Here is a 16,264-nt window from a genome sequence, read left to right as displayed (position 1 = left end):
ATTAGCGGTGCTCCGGCGGCGGTGGCGGGCCCTGGTGGAAGAAGGGGCCGCCGCCTCCGGGCCCCCCGGGCCCCGGTCCCATGCCCGGCCCAGGGCCCATCCCCGGCCCTGGTCCCATTCCGGGCTCGGGTCCCATCCCGATCCGCACCGGACCACGGCCACCAGGACCGCCCGGCCCAGGCCCAGGCCCGGGCCCGGGCCCGGGCCCGCCCGTATGCACCGGCTCCAGTTCCGGTCGCGGCGCCGGCGATCCGTTCTTCGACTGGTCAGCGAACTGCGTCCGGTACAACTCGGCGTACAGCCCGCCCTGTTCGAGCAGTTCCTCGTGGGTGCCCGACTCCTGGACCCGGCCCTCGTCGATCACCAAGATCTGGTCGGCGTCGCGGATCGTTGCCAGTCGGTGGGCGATGACCAGCGAGGTGCGCCCCTTCAGCGCGGTCTTGAGGGCCTGTTGCACGGCCGCCTCGGACTCCGAATCGAGATGCGCGGTGGCCTCGTCGAGGACCACGACGGGCGGAGCCTTCAACAGCAGCCTGGCCATGGCGATGCGCTGCTTCTCGCCGCCGGAGAGCCGGTAGCCACGGTCGCCGACCACGGTGTCGAAGCCGTCCGGAAGCGCTTCAATCAGCTCCCAGATCTGCGCGGCCTTGCAGGCGTCGATCAGGTCCTGCTCGGTGGCGTCCGGGCGGGCGTAAGTGAGGTTCTGGCGGATGGTGGTGTGGAAGAGGTGCGCATCCTGGGTGACCATGCCGACGGTGTCAAGCACCGACTCCAGGGTCAGGTCGCGCAGGTCATGGCCGCCGATGCGCACCGTGCCGGCGCCCGGGTCGTACAGGCGCGGCACCAGGTGCGTGATGGTCGTCTTGCCCGCTCCGGAGCGGCCGACCAGCGCGGTGAGCTTGCCGGCCGGTGCGGTGAAGCTGAGGTCCCGCAGGGTCCAGGCGTCGCCGGCGCGCTCCGGCATCGGCAGCGCGATCGATTCGAGGGAGGCGAGCGAGACGTCGGCCGCCTTGGGGTAGCGGAACGACACGTTGTCGAACTCGATCGACACCGCGGGCGGCTGCTTGCCGTCGGCACCGTCTCGGGCACCGCTCCCGGCACGGCTCGCCGCCGGCAGCGCCACCGCGTCCGGCTTCTCCGCGATCAGCGGCTTCAGGTCCAGGACCTCGAACAGCCGGTCAAAGCTGACCAGCGTATTCATCACGTCCGCCTGGGCGTTGGAGAGCTGGCCGATCGGCTGCATCAGCCGGGTGAGCAGGGTGGCCAGGGCCACCAGGGTGCCCATCTGGATGGTGCGGTCGATGACCAGATGGCCGCCGACCCCGTACACCGCGGCCGTGGCCAGCGAGCTGACCAGCATGGTGGAGAGGAAGAGCAGCTTCATGTGGACGGAGGTCTGCACTCCCACGTCGCGGCTTCTGCCCGCCAGTCCGGAGAACTCGGCCGACTCCCGGCCGGGGCGGCCGTAGAGCTTGGCGAGGAGGGCGCCGGTGACGTTGAACCGCTCATGCATCATCGAGCCCATTTCGGCGTTGATCTGCATGTGCCGCCGCATGAGCCGCTGCATCCGGCGGCCGATGACCCGGCCGGGCACCACGAAGAACGGGGCCAGCAGCAGGGCGATCAGCGTGATGACCCACGACAGGTAGATCATCGTGATCAGGATGAAGGTGAGGGTGAGCGCCGCGGAGACGACGGTGGAGAGCAGCGACGTGAGCGCCGCTTGTGCTCCCATCACGTCGGTGTTGAGCCGGCTGACCAGCGCTCCGGTCTGGGCCCGGGTGAAGAAGGCCAGCGGCTGCCGCTGTACGTGGTCGAAGACCTCGGTCCGCAGGTCGTAGATGAGCCCCTCGCTGACCCGGGCGGACACCCAGGCCTCCACGAATCCCAGCAGGCCGGCCACGAGGGACAATCCGGCGACTGCCACGGCTATCCATACGACGGCCGAGGTGTCGTTCTTGAGAATTCCGTTGTCGATGAGGTATTTGAACATCACCGGAATGGCAACCGCGATGCCGGCGTTCAGCGTCGTCGTCGCCAACAGGCCCACTATTATGCGGCGGTGTCGCCTGGCGTACGGGAATATTCGCTTGGCGGTGCCGGGCCTGACCTCTTGTCTCCCGATGGACGGATCCGGTCCGTCCCCTCGCACGATCACCGGTCCTGGGCCACCCATCATGGCCACAGCTACCACCTCTGTCCCGTTGTCTCGCCGTCCGGTCGGTCTTCGGTCAGTTGACGGATTCGGCCGTGGCATTCTCGCCGTCGGCCGCGTCCATCGCCTCGGCGAGGCTCCTGGGACGCATGTCCGTCCAGTTCTCCTCGATGTACGACATGCAGGCCGCTCGCATTCCCTCGCCGAAAACGACCTTCCAGCCGTCCGGCACCTCGGCGAATGCGGGCCAGAGAGAATGCTGGTTTTCGTCGTTCACCAGCACCAGAAAGGAGCCGTTCTCGTCGTCAAAGGGATTCGCCATGACCACTCCCGTCAATGGGTTCACCTGGGCGCGGCCAACAATAATCAGGCCCCTGGTAGACGACAAGCAGCGTAATTTGACAGCCCTGTCCAACCGCTTATTCTCGGCACTTGGACACGCTATTTGGACTCGTCGGCCTTTCTTGTCATCGCTCTCGTCGCAGCGCCGGTGAGCTTGCGCTGTGCGGGAAAGGTCACCTGCACGACCAGGCCGCCGTCCGGGCGGTCCTGCGCCGTGAGTTCGGCGTCGTGTGCGGTGGCGATGGAGCGGACGATGGACAGGCCGAGGCCGTGGTGGCCGTCGTCGGCGTTGCGGCGCATCCGCTGGAAGGGGTTGAACAGCCGGTCGACCTGGTCCGCGGGGACCTGCGGACCGGTGTTGGCGACCCGGACGAAGGCCCGGCCGGAGCGGGCGCCGATGGTGATCTCCACCTGCCCGTCGGGGCGGTTGTAGTCGATCGCGTTGTCGAGGAGGTTGGCCAGCAGCCGTTCCACCAGCGCTGGGTCGCCGTGCAGGGCGGCGGGCTCGACATCGGCGACGAGCCGCAGGCCGCGCCGTTCGGCGGCCGGGCGGAAGGTACGTACGATTTCGTCGGCGAGGTGCGCCAGCTCCAGCGGCTCCGGCTGCTCGAGGCCGCGCTCGCTGGTCGCCAGGAACAGCAGCGACTCCAGCAGTCGGCCCTGCTGCTTGCTGATCGCCAGCAGCCGCTGGAAGTTGCTGCGGAAGGACTCGACCGTCGGGGCGCCGTCGATGAGGGACTCCTCGAGCAACGCGTGCTCCATCGTGAGCGGGGTGCGCAGTTCGTGCGCGGCGTTGGCGACGAAGCGTCTATGGGAGTCCAGGGCCGTCTCCAGTCGGCCGAGCAGGCCGTCCACCGTGTCGGCGAGGTCCTTCAGCTCGTCGCGCGGGCCGTCGACGGCCAGCCGCTCGTGCACATTGCGTGCCGTGATCTGCTGGATGGCGGTGGTCATGGAGCGCAGCGGGTGCAGCACCCGGCCGGCGACCAGCCAGCCGAGCCAGATCGCGATCACCGCCGTGACCGCGAGGGCGATCGCCGACTCGAACAGCAGCCGGCTCATCATTTCCTCGTGGGTACGGGCGGCCTGCTGGCGCAGCCCTTCCGTAAGCTGGTCGGCCGACGCCGGTCGGCCGTCGCCGATGAGTCGGCTGTGGCGCGGCGGCTCACCCGACTCCGACGACTCCTGGTAGCCGCTGACCAGGACGGGGCCGCCGGTGGAGCTGGCCACGAGCAGATAGGTGATGGTGAGCAGGACGGCGCCGGACAGGACGAACAGCCCTCCGTACAGCAGGGTGAGGCGCATGCGTACCCGCCGGGGCCGCAGCAGCGCGGCGGCCCGGGCGCGGGTGAGGTGGGTCGCGGTCAGCGGGAACGAGCGCATGACACCTCAGATCCGGTCAGATCCGGTACCCGCCGCGGGGCACCGTCTCGATCACGGGCGGGGACCCCAGCTTCGCGCGCAGCCGGTTGATCGTCGTCTTGACGGTGTTGGTGAACGGGTCCGTTGCGTCGTCCCACACCCGCTCCAGCAGCTCCTCGGTCGGTACCACCCGGCCCTCGGCGGCCATGAGGTACTCGAGGACCGCCAGCTCCTTGGGGTTGAGTGGCAGCCGCTCGCCGCCGCGAGTGGCGAGCCGCTTGCCTGGGTCGAGCCGCAGGTCGCCGTGGTCGAGGATGGGCGCGAGCGCCTGCTGCGGGCGCCGGGAGATGGCGCGGATCCGGGCGATGAGCTCCGGATAGGCGAAGGGCTTGGGCAGATAGTCGTCCGCGCCCAGATTCAGCCCGTCCACCCGCTCGGCCATCGTGCCGGAGGCGGTGAGCATCAGCACACGGGGCTGCTGCGGCTGTTCGGCCAGCGTGCCGCAGACGTCGTCGCCGTGGATCCCGGGGAGGTCCCGGTCGAGCACGACGACGTCGTAGTCGACGACGGAGGTGCTCTCCAGGGCGCGTTCACCGTCGTGTACGACATCGACGGCCATTCCTTCGCGGCGTAATACCCGCGCCACCGATTCCGCCAGCACGGCATGATCCTCAACCACCAGCACTCTCATCGCCCCACCCCTAGCGCAGCCCGGTCGCCTTCAGCCGACAACGCTATCGCTCGGATACGTCAGCTGGGCGTGAAGAATCCGGTCATCGCCTCGTTCACCGCGTCGGGCTTTTCCAGGCAGCCGAAGTGGCCGCAGCCGGAGATTTCGGTGTAACCGGCGCCGGGGATCGCCGCCGCGACCTCACGGACCAGGTGCGGGCGGGCGACGAGGTCGTCGGCGAAGCCGATGACGTGGCAGGGCACGCCGATCCGGCGGTAGGCGGGCAGCCGGTTGCCGATCAGCTGCAGGCCCAGCTGGGCGCGGACCGACCCGGGGGCGGCCCCGGACAGCTCGAAGACGGCCAGCCAGTCCTGCAGGCGCTCCTCGTCATTGAGGGTTTCCGGCGACAGGTTCTGGATCGCCTGCGCATAGGCCGCGTACGCCGGCGGCAGGGCGCCGCTGTCGGCCAGTGCCAGGTCGGCGGCCGCCATGGCTGCGATCAGCGCGTCCGCCCGGCCGCAGGAGGCGATCAGCACGGCCTGCCGGACGAGCTCGGGGCGGGCCAGCAGCAGTTCGGCGACGATGATGCCGCCCAGGGAGAAGCCGACGACCCGGCACGGGCCCGCGCCCAGGTGCTCGATGAGTCCGGCGACATCAGCCGCCATGTCGTCGAGGGTGTATGGCCGCGGTCCGGCTTCGGTCGGCGGGATGCCCCGGTTGTCGACGGTGACGACCCGGTAGCCGGCCGCCTTCAGAGCCGGGACCTGGTGGGTGCGCCAAATCCGCCCGGGCGCGGCGGTTCCGGTGACCATCACCACCGGCTCTCCGGAACCGTAGTCGTCGTAGCTCAGCCTGATCCCGTTGACAGGCACCACCGGCATCGGGCATCCCCCTTTGCTCTCCGCTCACTTACCGGTCCAGACGGGATCGCGCTTCTCCGTGAAGGCCTTGACCCCTTCCGCCGCATCCCCACTGCGTCTGCGGCGCTCCTCCCAGCTGTAGGTGGCGGTGAACGCGTCCGGGAGCGGCATGTCGACCGACGCCAGGGCGGCCTGCTTGATCGCCCGTACCGAGAGCGGGGCACTGCACACCAGGTCCCGCGTCCACTGGGCGACGCAGTCATCCAGCCGGTCAGGCGGTACGACCTCGTTGACCAGGCCGTACCGCAGGGCCTCGGCGGCGTCGAGGCTGCGGCCGGTCAGCAGGTGTCCGAGCGCGACCTTCTGCGGCAGCTGCCGGATCAGCCGGAACGCGCCGCCCGCCCCGGGGATCAGGCCGAGCCGCGCCTCGGGCAGGCCGAACACGGCCCGCTCGGAGGCGATGATCAGGTCGCAGGCCAGAGCGAGTTCGAACCCGCCGCCGAGGGCGTAGCCCTGGACCCGCGCGAGCACCGGCTTGGACAGCGTGAAGCGGTCGGTGAGCCGCGGCCAGCCGCTCTGGCCGCGGCTGCCGAAGGTGGTCGGCGGCGCGCCCTGGGCGCCAAGACGGGCGCGCTCCTTGAGGTCCTGTCCGACGCTGAAGGCGCGGTCGCCGGCCCCGGTGAGTACGGCGACGCGTACCTCGTCGTCGGCCTCGACGTAGTCCCAGACCGCGCCGAGTTCCTCATGCATGCGCAGGTCCATCGCGTTGAGCACGTCCGGGCGGTCGAGCGTGACGTAGGCGACGTGGTCGCGCGTGACGCACCGCACCCGGGGGCCGGCGTCGTTCATCCGGTGCGCCCCGCGAACCCGCCGACCTTGTCGATGACGTCCTCGCCGTACAGGCGCAGCGCCTGCTGCAGCGCGAATTCGGCCATGTACCGGCGGAATTCCTCCGGCGGCTCTTCGACGGCGTTCAGCATTCTGCGGTTCGCGACGACCGCCGGGCTCTGCATCTGCGCCACGCCGCGAGCCACGGCGGCGTCGAGCTCGCCGGGCTCCACGACCTCATCGATCAGCAGCCGGGCGTCCGGTTCGGTCGCCCAGATCCGCCGCCCCGACAGGATGACCTGGCGGGAGATCCGCGGACCGGCGTGCCGGCCGAGGCGGAAGTTGGCGGCTCCCGGCACGATGCCCTCACGGGCGGCGGGCAGAGTGAGATAGGCGTCCGACGCGGCGAGCACCTGGTCGCAGGCGAGCAGCAGCTGCATGCCGCCGCCGATGGCGAAGGTGTCGACGGCCGCGATCCAGGGCTTTTCGACCGTACGGGAATGCCAGGCCCCGGCGTGGTCGGTGAGCAGGCCGGTGACCAGCTTGCGGAGGTAGCCGAGTTCGCGGCGGAGCAGGAAGCCGGTCAGCGAGATGCCGCCGGCATGCAGGCTCTTGAGGTTGATGCCGGCGCTGAACACCCGCTTGCCTCGGTAGCGGGGATGGCTCATCTCCCCGCCCCGCAGCACGCCGACGCGCACCTCCTCGTCGAGGAGCGCGAGGTCCACGGCGGTCTCCATGTCGTCGACCTGCTCACCGTCCTCGGCGTTCAGGCAGTCGTCCCTGCACATCGTCAGGTGCGCGGCGCCGTCCCGCCGTTCCAGCAGGACCGAGCGGGTGCGCAGCACCCCGGTGCGGCGGAACTCCGGCAGCAGCCGCAGGGCGCGCGGCGTCGGCCGCAGCATCGCGTCAAGGACCCGCGGGCCCGCCAGCGGGGAGCGCAGCACCGCCCGCAGGAAGATGCCCTGGTCTATCTCCCAGCCCTCCTTGTCCGCCTGGCGGCGGCCGCGATCGGCGGCGAGCTGCTTCTCCGTCGGCACCAGGCCGGGGTAGGCGTCCGCGGCGGCTGCCACCAGCTCGTCGATGCGCAGCCCGTCGGCGAGCCGCTCGAATACGGCGTCGGCGTGTGTGTCGAGGTAGTGCACCCGCAGCGCCCGGGCCGCGTCCTTGGCGGCGGCGAGCTCCGCGCGCTGCGGGTGCGTGCGCGCACCGGGGTCGGGGAGCGCCGCGATCAGGTCCTCCACGCGGGCCGCCGCCTCTCGCAGGCTCGGCCAGACGTCCCTGACCGGTTGGTCGGGTGCCGTCACGACGCCTCCTGTTGGGCCGTGCCGCGCAGCGCCCGGTCGCAGGCGGCCAGATGCGGGCCGAGCGCGTCCTCGAAGCTCGTCGTCGCGGCGTCGAAGAGCAACTGCCGCCGGATCGCCAGCTCCTTGCCGACCAGCCCGCTGGCAAGTCCGGCGACGGCCGCAGCGGCGGCGGCGGGCTCGTCGACGATCTCGTCGACGATGCCAAGACGCAGCGCCTCGGGAGCCTCGATCGGCAGGCCGAAGAGCACGGCGCGGCGGATCCTCGCCGTGCCGACCAGCACGACGAGCCGGTAGCCCGCCATGCCGGGCCAGGTGGCGGTGGCGTCCCGGGGGATCAGCAGCCGGGTGCCGTTCGTCGCCGCGCGGACGTCCGCGGCCAGGAACACGTCGAGCGCCGTCCCTCCACAGTCGCCACCGGCGACCGCAACCGTGGCGACGGGGAGCCGTTCAAGGCGGCGCAGCGCCCGCTCCCACTTGCTGACCAGCATCACGTCGAGTCCGCTGGTCCAGTCGCCGCTGGGGGCGCCGGAGACGCGGACGGTGAGGATGCCGGAGCCGCCCTGTGCCTCGGCCCGGTCGCAGACCTCCTGCACGGCCGAGACGGCGGCGGCCGACATCGGCTCGGTGCCGTCTACGGTCAGCGTCAACACCTCTTTCACGGCGCTCTCCCGCCTCACCACTGGACCAGTGCCGTCTCGAGGGTGGAGCCTGGCCCCATGGTCATCAGCACGCCGTACTCCCCTGGTTCGGTGACGCCTTCGTCCAGCAGCCGTTCGTAGGAGAAGAGGAAGGAGCCGCTGGACACGTTTCCGTAGTCGCGCAGCACGCTGGTGGTGTGCCGCACGTCGTACCTGGTCAGGCCGAGGTTCACGCCGACCGCGTCGATCACCTTCTTGCCGCCCGAGTGCACCAGCCAGTGGGTGATGTCGCTGCGCCGCAGGCCCGTTCCGGCAAGGAGACGGTCCACGACGATCTCGGCGTGGGCGCCGACCACGTACGGGATCTGCGGGTCGAGGAAGAAGCTGAACCGGGCGAGGTCCCGGTCCCAGTCATAGCGCATGGCCCCGATGGCCTCGGGGATGATGCAGCTGGCGAACTTCAGCAGCCGCGGACCCTCCTCGGCTCCTGCCGCGCCCGTCTGCTCACCGGTTCGTTCGCCCGCGAGCAGCGCGACCGCACCGGCACCGTCGCCGAACAGGCTGTTCACGACGGCCGTGCGCATCGTCGAGTCCATCGCGTACGCCGCCGAGCAGGCCTCCGTGCACAGCACGACGGCGAGTTCGCCGGGGTGGGCCGCGGCCCAGCCGGTGACGACGCCCAGGGCGTTGAGCCCGGCGTTGCAGCCCATGCCGACGATGTCGGAACGGCTGCAGTGCCGGTCGATGCCCAGCTCCCGGATGAGCAGCGCGCTGAGCCCGGGGGTGAGGAAGCCGGTGGAGGTCACGCAGCACAGGTGGCGCAGGTCGGCAAGGTCGGCGCCGGCCCGCTTGAGGCAGGCGCGCAGCGCGTCCGCGCCCATCTCGACGGCCAGTTGCTTGTGTTTGGCGAGCAGGTCGCCCTGCGGCTCCGCGATCCGGGCCCCGGTGGCGTCCACGGCGGGGAGCGTGAGGTGGCGGCGCTCGATGGCGCTGTTGAGGAAGACGGAGCGGACCCGGGGGTCGGTTATTGCGAAGGCGTCGAGCACCTCCTGCTGGCTGTACGAGGTGGGCGACACCGCCGTACCGACGCCAACGATCCGCGGGTGCAGGAACTCCCGCCTCGCGGTCAGGCCGGGCTGAGGCACGACCGGTGCGGATTTCCGGGGAGAATGCGGGCTTTCAAGGATGGCGGTCACCGGAACGTCCACCCCCACCTACGCGGCTTACTGCGCAGCAGTCCTGAGTAGCTGGTCACGTAACTCCCCCTTCCCTTCCGGGGTTCTCCGCCGCTATGAAGCGGGCGAGCCGCGCGGTGCCTTCTTTCATTTCCGCGGGCGTCAGATAGCTGATGGACAGGCGGATGCCGTGCTGGCCGCCGCCGTGAGGATGGAAGTTCCGCATCGGCGTCCAGATGACTCCGAATTCACGCGCGGAGCGGGTCAGAGCGGCCTCGTCCGCCGCGAAGGGGACCCGCATGCTGAGGAAGAACCCGCCGGCCGGCTCGTTCCACCGCACTCCGAGCGCCGCACGGCGGTCGGCGGGCAGGGCCTCGCCGAGATGCCGGAGCATGGCTCCCATGGCGTCGCCGTAGTAGTCGGCAGCTTTGGAGTTCAGCTCCGAGAGCCGGCCGTCGGCGGCGAGCAGCGCGCCGGCCACGGCGGCCTGGCTGAGCGACGGGGTGTTCACCGTCACCATGCTCTTGATCTTGGCGAGTTCGGCTGCGAGCAAGCCCGTACCGCCGGCGCCGTCGTCGACCCGCTGGTCGGCGACGACGAAGCCGACGCGAGCCCCGGGGAAGACCGTCTTGGAGAAGGAACCCAGGTGCACCACCGAGCGGCCGATGTCGAGGGACTTCAGCGTCGGCAGCCGCGGGCCGGGGCTCACCATCCGATACGGGCTGTCCTCCACGATCAGGAGGCCGTGCCGCCCGGCCAGGCGAAGGAGAGCCCGGCGGGCCGGCTCGCTCATGGTGGTGCCCGCCGGGTTGGCGTGGTCGGGCAGCACGTAGAGGGCGCGCGGGCGGCGGCCGCGGGCCAGCTGCTCCTCGATCGCCGCCTCCACGTCGTCGGGGTGCAGCCCGTCCTCGCGTTCCTCGACCGGGCAGACGGCGATGTCCAGCAGCCGGGCCGCGCCGGTGATCCCCACGTAACAGGGGCTGGAGACCAGCAGCACGTCGTCGGGGCCGGCCATCAGCGCCCGCAGCACCAGGAGCATCGCCTCCTGTGCGCCGACGGTGACCACCAGCGACTCGGCCGGGACGTCGATGTCCTCGTCGGCCCGCAGCGAATCGGCGATGATCTCGCGGATGGTGCCCGCGGTCGGGCCGTACTGATAGAGGGCGGTCCTGATCTCCTGCGGCGAACTCCCCTGCGCGGCAAGGTGGTCGAGGTAGCCGCGGATGTAGGTAAAGACCTGCTCGGTGTCGAAGAAGCCGTCGTACGGGCGGCCGGGGGCAAAGGAGATCGCATCCGGATAGCGGAAAGTGATCTCGTTGAGGAAGTTCATCGTGTCAAGGACCGGGTCGGCGAGGGAGTCGTGCAGGTCCTGCCTGAGTAAATCCGCCGGCGCAAGCTGCCGCGTTATCATGGACTCCCCCAAAAAGGCCGCCTTGCAATTCAATGAAGGTAAGTTTCCGGCTTCAGCATCACACGTGCACCAGGATTCGACAACGACGTCCAACCGGACGCGGTGAACTCCTGGACAAGGGAAATTATGATGCGGCGGGAAAATGAAATCGCGACTGGACCGAGCCCGTCCAACCAGCTGAATTCGCCACTTGGACGGCCCGGTCGGGCAGCCGCGATCAACTATTCCTACGCCGTAACCTCATAATCCATGCGCGCGGCGATCTCCTCCCAGACGCCCGCGCACTCGCGGGCGAGGCCGGTCACCGTCCCCTTGCAGTGCGGGGGCACGCTGTCGATAATCGCCTGCCACTCCGCACCGGCGAGGGTGAGGAAATTGAATAGCCGCAGCAACGTACGTCCGGTGTCGCTGAACCGCAGGGCGGGGTCGGATTTCAGCCGGTCCACGGCCGCCACCCGCTCCGCGATCCGCGACCTGCTGATCGCCCCGCCATCACTCGTCACCGCGGGCGGCTCGGTCCTCGCCCGCTCGGCGGGCGTTGCCGGGACCACGGCCTCGGGCCGTGGACGCGCCCGAACGCGCGGCTTCGGCAACGGGTCCTCGCCGCGGCGCAGCCGGTTTCTGACGTCCCTGGCGGTCTCCGGCGATATCTGGGCCTCACGCGCGATCTGCCGCAACGACAGCCCGGGATTCTCCTGGATGAGCTTGCTGGCCAGCACGCGTCCGGCAGCGATGTTGACCGGCCGGACCCGCCCGTCCTGGCCGATTCTGCTGCCCTCGATGAGGTTGCCCCCGGCCGCCCGCCGGCGGATCTCGGACACGATGCCGGGCGACAGACCCGTGGTCGTGGCGATCATCCGGTCCGACCAATGCGGGTGCGTCGTGATGATCCGGCCCGCCGCCTGCTTCCGGTCCGCCATCGACAGCGGCAGGCCATGCGCGACGTTCGACTCCACCGCGAGCACGAAGGCGTCGGATTCGCTTCCGTCGAAGTACGTTACGGGGATCTTTTCATCACCGCGAAGCTGCGCCGCCCGTAATCGGTGCACCCCGTCGATCACCCGCATGGTCGGCCGATGCACCAGCACTGGAGGAAGCGGAACCCGCACTTCCACCAAGGCCTGTATATGGTCCTGATCATCACCCGCACTACGCGGCGAAGCGGCGACGGACAATGAGCTGATCTCGGCTTCGAATACCATCTCTTGTTCGAACTGAGGCTGGCCAGACTGCATCACAAGCTCCTCTCGAGGTAACTCCTGCGAACCAGCTCGCACTCAGCGGTGCATGGCGTTAGGCGTACCCCAAAGGAGTGTGGACCAGGTGATACCGGCGTCGCTTCCACTGTGGATCTTCCCCACGGCTGAGCGCATTGGACTTCTCCCCCCGCAATGCCACCGCACGGGCCGAATAACGACCCTGTTAGCCGCTTGGGACTCTAACACCGTCCATCGGCTCTGACGCCAGGAATCCGGACACCGTACGCCCCGTCAAGAGGGGGTCGGCCAGATGCCTCAGGCGGGGCCGAGAACGTTGGCCCTGGCTCCGTACGCAAGGGAATAGACGCAGGTCCGACGGGTGTGTGCGGCCGGCTTCCGCCGACCGCCGACGGAATCCGCACGGCCGGCAACCCGTATCTGCACAGCCAGCGGGCAATTGGCACGAAACAGGGGAGAGAATGCGCGATTCCGTTGTCTCGCCGGCGAGACAACGGGGCGAACGCCCTACGGTGAAAACGGAGTTTCAGATTTCGAGAGAGGCATCGAGCAGGGCCGCAGATTCCCCGGGATCGTCGGCCGCCTCGTCCAGCATGCGGACAATCCACTCCAGCAGGTCGAGCCCTGCCGCCGCGGCAGCCCTTTCCCAGCGGACCCGGTGATCGGACGGCAGATCGAGCTGCACCTGCGGGGCAAGTGACCCTCCGCCGGAATCACGCCGAGGCCGGGTCCGGCGGCGCAACTCATTCCGCGACCAGCCGCCCTGCTCGGCCCGGGTCAGCCAGACCTCCCGCTCCTGCGCAGGACATCCGGCCACCTCGGCATGGTGCTGGAAACTGAGCTGCGCATGCCGCTGGGCAGGCTCGAACTTACCGGCGACCCAGGCATAGTTGCGCAGGGTCTGGTAGTCGAGGCCGGTGTCGGCCACCGCCTTGCGGTAGCGGTCGGGATACTCTTTCCTGCCGTATATCAGCCAGTCGCCCAGCCACCATGCCGACGAATCCGCTACCACGAATATCTGCCGGCCGATATGGCGCCACTGCGCCAGCGGAAGACCGGGGGACAGCGTCAGCGCGGTGCGCCGGGGCGCCATCCGGGCGTCCGGTGTGAGCCGCGCCCGGCCCTCGACCGGCGGCTGTGCCGCCTGCTCGCTCCCGCGCGCCGCTCGCCCTGCAGATGTGCGCAACTCATCGCCCCCTTGATCACTCGCTCATCCTCCACCTCGGGTGGTCTCGGCGAGGTAACAGGAGCAGACGAACGAGCGGCGGAGCACCCCTTCCTGCCATGTGGCCCTGTGTTACAACGGAGTTACCCATTCCCCTGTCTACTGGTCGCACAGCCCTCAGCCCCGCGAGCAGATACAGGAGGCCCCATGGCCACCGCTACCCGGCGCTGCGCCGAATGCGACGCAGAGTTCGCCTGGACCAGCCGGAACCCCACCCGCAGGTTCTGCGCCCCTGGCTGCCGGGCCCGGTGGTGGCGGGCGCAGCAGCTGCGGGCCGCCGAGGCACCGGAGCCGGCGGAGGCCCAGTACGCGGCCGAGCCCGGCGCCGGCCTGGGCGCCTTCCACGAGTGCCCCAGCTGCGGCGAGCTCCTCACGGTCATCAACCTCCTTATCCCCGACGCCCGTTGACGCGGGCCCGCCATGCCCCGTCCAAACAGTCGGTTCTGTCACTTGGACAGCGCTCCGGGCATTCTTGGCGAGGCATTCGACCGCCATTTACGGAGGGGACGACAGATGAGACGCGCGTGGTGGGTGGTGGCCGGGCTGGTGGCAGCGCTGACCGTGCCACCCGGCGCGGCGGACGCCAAGCACGGCGTACGCCCGCAGATCCAGTCGCTGGACGGCAGTGGCAACAATCGGGCGCACCCGGACTGGGGCCGGGCCGATAGCCCGTATGCGCGCTTAACTGCCCCGAATTACGCCGACGGGCACAGCGCCCCCGTCGCCGGGCCCGACCCTCGCTACGTCAGCAACCGGATCTTCGGCGACGAGGAGGTCCTGGGAGTCAACGACGTACCCGCGGTGAACATCTTTTCCGAGCGCCAGGTCAGCCAGTGGGGCTGGGCCTGGGCGCAGTTCCTCGACCACACCTTCGCGCTGCGGCTTGGCGAGCAGGCCAGTGACCCGCAGGGCGAGCGGGAGGACATGAAGGGCGACGGAAGCGATCCGCTGGAGCTGATATCCGGCAAGCACTATCTGCCGTTCGTACGGTCCAGGCCGGCCGACGGCACCGGCGTGGCCAACGCGCGCCAGCAGGTCAACATGCAGAGCTCCTACCTCGACGCCTCCGGCGTCTACGGCACCAAGAACACCCGCCTTGACTGGCTCCGGCAGGGTCCGGCGGACGGCAATGTGGCCAACAACGGGGCGAAGCTGCTGCTGCCTGACGGGTACCTGCCCCGCCGGGACGCGCGAGGCGACGCCTCGAACGCTCCTGCCACGGACATCGACGGCCGGCTGCACGCCGATCCGGCCAGTGCGGCGGTCGCCGGGGATGTGCGGGTGAACAACAACATCGCGGTGACCGCGGTCCAGACGCTGTTCGCCAGGGAGCACAACAGGATCGTGGACGCGCTGCCCGCGTCGCTCAGTGAAGAGGAGCGGTTCCAGATCGCCCGGCGGGTGGTGATCAGCGAGATCCAGTACATCACCTACCGCGAGTTCCTGCCCGCCATGGGGATCAATCTGCCGCGCTACCGGGGCTACGACCCGAAGGTGAACACCACGCTGTCCAACGAGTTCGCCGCCACCGGCTACCGGGCGCACAGCATGATCCACGGCGGCTTCTCCGTCACCCAGCCCGCCGACCGCTACACTCCGGCCCAGCTGGACGCGTTCCGGGCCGCGGGCCTACCCGCCTTCCTCACCAACGACGGCAAGGTGGTCGTCGAGGTCGACATGGTGCACACCCGCGACAACCCATCGCTGGTCAAGGGCCTGGGTCTTGGCCCGACGCTGCAGACCATCGGAGAGCGGGCGCAGTACCGCAACGACGAGACGATCGACCACCTGCTGCGCAGCGTGCTGTGCGGGCCGGAGAGCGCCGACCCGAAGTGCGTCTTCGACCTGGGCGCGACCGACCTGGCCCGCAGCCGCGACCACGGCATGCCGTCGTACAACTCCATGCGCCGGGCCTACGGCCTCCCGCCCGCCCGGTCGTTCACCGACATCACCGGTGAGGCCACCGACGCCTTCCCGAAGGACCCGGAACTCACCCCCGGCAACGAGATCAACGACCCGGACAGCACCGACTTCACCAATATCACCAACCTCTTCGGCAGCAAGGTCGGCCACCGCAACGACCCGCGCGACCACTCCACCGTCAGCTACACCAAGCGGACCACGCTCGCCGCCCGGCTCAAGGCGATCTACGGCTCGGTCGACCGGGTGGACGCCTACGTGGGCATGCAGTCGGAACCGCACCTGAAGGGCTCGGAATTCGGTGAGCTGCAGCGGTCCATGTGGGCGCGGGAGTTCCGGCGGCTGCGCGACGGCGACCGGTTCTTCTACGGCAATCAGGCCGGCACCCTGGAGGCGATCTCCAAGAAGTACGGCATCGACTTCCGCCACAACCTGGGCGACCTCATCGCGGCCAACACCGACATCAAGCGCACCGAGCTGCCCGGCACGGTCTTCTTCCCCCGCGGCGAGGTGCCGGCCGGCTCCTGCCGGGTGAGCTACGCGGCGGAGCCGAAGGCCGGCGGCGAGTTCACCGGCACCATGAAGATCAAGAACACCGGGCGGACGCCGCTCGCCGCCTGGTCCGTGCGCTTCCGCTACGCCGACGGCCAGCAGATCAAGCAGTCGGAGGGCGCCGAAGCCATCCAGAACGGCACCGACGTCGCCCTGCAGAGCCCCGGCTCGGACGGCGCCCTGGCCCCCGGCCAGACCCGCCGGGTCTCCTTCACCGGCACCCTGCCCGGAGCCAACAGCACCCCGTCCGACTTCAACCTCAACACCACCGGGTGCGCCACCGGATACCGGTAGTCCGTTAAACCCGGCGGTAGGAGGACTTGACGCCTGCTCGGGGCGCTCACAGAGCGGGTGACCTTCCCCTCGCAGCGTAGAGGCCCTGGCTGCAGGAGAAGTTGAGGGTCATGGCAGGCAAGAGGCGGAAGTTCGACGCGGAGTTCCGTGAGGGGGCTGTGCGGATCGTCGCCGAGACCGGCAAGCCGATCGTGTAGGTCGCACAGGATCTCGGGATCAACGAGACCACGCCGGCGAGCCGGGTGTCGCCGGCCCGAAGGTCCGGCGGGGCCACGGCGACGGGCGAGAGCGAGGAGCTCGCGCGGCTGCGGCGG

Annotated in this window: 14 protein-coding genes; 2 read left to right on the top strand and 12 right to left on the bottom strand. The window is 69.8% G+C overall.

The features are described 5' to 3' along the window. Position 1: 1 nt before the first annotated feature. The 12 genes from ACFWY6_RS02600 to ACFWY6_RS02545 all read right to left on the bottom strand — a co-directional run bounded on the left by ACFWY6_RS02600 (position 2) and on the right by ACFWY6_RS02545 (position 13,145). The gene (locus tag ACFWY6_RS02600) at positions 2 to 2,179 is read right to left on the bottom strand and encodes an ABC transporter ATP-binding protein (RefSeq protein ID WP_384685657.1); all 2,178 of its coding nucleotides are present in this window, start codon (positions 2,177 to 2,179) and stop codon (positions 2 to 4) included. 52 nt (positions 2,180 to 2,231) lie between these two features. Further along, a complete protein-coding gene (locus ACFWY6_RS02595) occupies positions 2,232 to 2,477 on the bottom strand; it encodes an MbtH family protein (protein ID WP_384685558.1) in 246 nt (81 codons plus the stop codon). Between the two features lie 119 nt (positions 2,478 to 2,596). Further along, positions 2,597 to 3,877 (bottom strand): sensor histidine kinase, encoded by a 1,281-nt coding sequence (locus ACFWY6_RS02590; RefSeq protein WP_384685555.1) that lies wholly within the window; start codon positions 3,875 to 3,877, stop codon positions 2,597 to 2,599. 16 nt (positions 3,878 to 3,893) lie between these two features. Further along, positions 3,894 to 4,547, bottom strand: a complete 654-nt coding sequence (locus tag ACFWY6_RS02585) for a response regulator transcription factor (RefSeq protein WP_384685552.1) — start codon at positions 4,545 to 4,547, stop codon at positions 3,894 to 3,896. A 59-nt stretch (positions 4,548 to 4,606) separates the two neighbouring features. After that, complete coding sequence (locus ACFWY6_RS02580) at positions 4,607 to 5,407, bottom strand: alpha/beta fold hydrolase (RefSeq protein ID WP_384685549.1); 801 nt, start codon at positions 5,405 to 5,407, stop codon at positions 4,607 to 4,609. Between the two features lie 24 nt (positions 5,408 to 5,431). After that, complete coding sequence (gene dpgD, locus ACFWY6_RS02575) at positions 5,432 to 6,235, bottom strand: enoyl-CoA-hydratase DpgD (RefSeq protein ID WP_384685546.1); 804 nt, start codon at positions 6,233 to 6,235, stop codon at positions 5,432 to 5,434. Next, on the bottom strand, positions 6,232 to 7,518 hold the full coding sequence (gene dpgC / locus ACFWY6_RS02570) for a (3,5-dihydroxyphenyl)acetyl-CoA 1,2-dioxygenase DpgC (protein ID WP_384685543.1): 1,287 nt from the start codon (positions 7,516 to 7,518) through the stop codon (positions 6,232 to 6,234). The genes dpgD and dpgC overlap by 4 nt, the downstream gene beginning before the upstream one ends. Then, positions 7,515 to 8,177, bottom strand: a complete 663-nt coding sequence (dpgB, locus tag ACFWY6_RS02565) for an enoyl-CoA-hydratase DpgB (RefSeq protein ID WP_384685540.1) — start codon at positions 8,175 to 8,177, stop codon at positions 7,515 to 7,517. The genes dpgC and dpgB overlap by 4 nt, the downstream gene beginning before the upstream one ends. A gap of 14 nt (positions 8,178 to 8,191) precedes the next feature. Further along, complete coding sequence (dpgA, locus tag ACFWY6_RS02560) at positions 8,192 to 9,301, bottom strand: 3,5-dihydroxyphenylacetyl-CoA synthase DpgA (RefSeq protein ID WP_384685537.1); 1,110 nt, start codon at positions 9,299 to 9,301, stop codon at positions 8,192 to 8,194. A 106-nt stretch (positions 9,302 to 9,407) separates the two neighbouring features. Then, a complete protein-coding gene (locus ACFWY6_RS02555; protein ID WP_384685534.1) occupies positions 9,408 to 10,742 on the bottom strand; it encodes a PLP-dependent aminotransferase family protein in 1,335 nt (444 codons plus the stop codon). A 227-nt stretch (positions 10,743 to 10,969) separates the two neighbouring features. Then, a complete protein-coding gene (locus ACFWY6_RS02550; RefSeq protein WP_384685531.1) occupies positions 10,970 to 11,977 on the bottom strand; it encodes a ParB N-terminal domain-containing protein in 1,008 nt (335 codons plus the stop codon). Between the two features lie 508 nt (positions 11,978 to 12,485). Continuing rightward, a complete protein-coding gene (locus ACFWY6_RS02545; RefSeq protein ID WP_384685528.1) occupies positions 12,486 to 13,145 on the bottom strand; it encodes an LmbU family transcriptional regulator in 660 nt (219 codons plus the stop codon). Positions 13,146 to 13,331: 186 nt separating this feature from the next. Here ACFWY6_RS02545 and ACFWY6_RS02540 point away from each other — a divergent pair, with 186 nt between their 5' ends. Together ACFWY6_RS02540 and ACFWY6_RS02535 are read left to right on the top strand one after the other, a co-directional pair. Then, positions 13,332 to 13,592 (top strand): hypothetical protein, encoded by a 261-nt coding sequence (locus ACFWY6_RS02540; RefSeq protein WP_384685525.1) that lies wholly within the window; start codon positions 13,332 to 13,334, stop codon positions 13,590 to 13,592. A gap of 105 nt (positions 13,593 to 13,697) precedes the next feature. Continuing rightward, on the top strand, positions 13,698 to 15,950 hold the full coding sequence (locus tag ACFWY6_RS02535) for a peroxidase family protein (RefSeq protein WP_384685522.1): 2,253 nt from the start codon (positions 13,698 to 13,700) through the stop codon (positions 15,948 to 15,950). The last annotated feature ends 314 nt before the right edge of the window (positions 15,951 to 16,264 follow it).

The organism is Streptomyces sp. NPDC059037 (genome assembly GCF_042740015.1).
In the GTDB taxonomy this organism is placed as follows: domain Bacteria; phylum Actinomycetota; class Actinomycetes; order Streptomycetales; family Streptomycetaceae; genus Streptomyces.
The sequence above is the reverse complement of the archived record's forward strand: the minus strand, read 5'-3'. Positions and strand labels throughout refer to the sequence as shown.

Coding starts and splice junctions, on each gene's coding strand:
- ACFWY6_RS02580 (WP_384685549.1), bottom strand. CDS start 5,407: ATGCCGGTGGTGCCTGTCAACGGGATCAGGCTGAGCTACGACGACTAC.
- ACFWY6_RS02555 (WP_384685534.1), bottom strand. CDS start 10,742: ATGATAACGCGGCAGCTTGCGCCGGCGGATTTACTCAGGCAGGACCTG.
- ACFWY6_RS02535 (WP_384685522.1), top strand. CDS start 13,698: ATGAGACGCGCGTGGTGGGTGGTGGCCGGGCTGGTGGCAGCGCTGACC.
- ACFWY6_RS02550 (WP_384685531.1), bottom strand. CDS start 11,977: ATGCAGTCTGGCCAGCCTCAGTTCGAACAAGAGATGGTATTCGAAGCC.
- ACFWY6_RS02600 (WP_384685657.1), bottom strand. CDS start 2,179: ATGATGGGTGGCCCAGGACCGGTGATCGTGCGAGGGGACGGACCGGAT.
- dpgD (WP_384685546.1), bottom strand. CDS start 6,235: ATGAACGACGCCGGCCCCCGGGTGCGGTGCGTCACGCGCGACCACGTC.
- ACFWY6_RS02585 (WP_384685552.1), bottom strand. CDS start 4,547: ATGAGAGTGCTGGTGGTTGAGGATCATGCCGTGCTGGCGGAATCGGTG.
- ACFWY6_RS02590 (WP_384685555.1), bottom strand. CDS start 3,877: ATGCGCTCGTTCCCGCTGACCGCGACCCACCTCACCCGCGCCCGGGCC.
- ACFWY6_RS02540 (WP_384685525.1), top strand. CDS start 13,332: ATGGCCACCGCTACCCGGCGCTGCGCCGAATGCGACGCAGAGTTCGCC.
- ACFWY6_RS02595 (WP_384685558.1), bottom strand. CDS start 2,477: ATGGCGAATCCCTTTGACGACGAGAACGGCTCCTTTCTGGTGCTGGTG.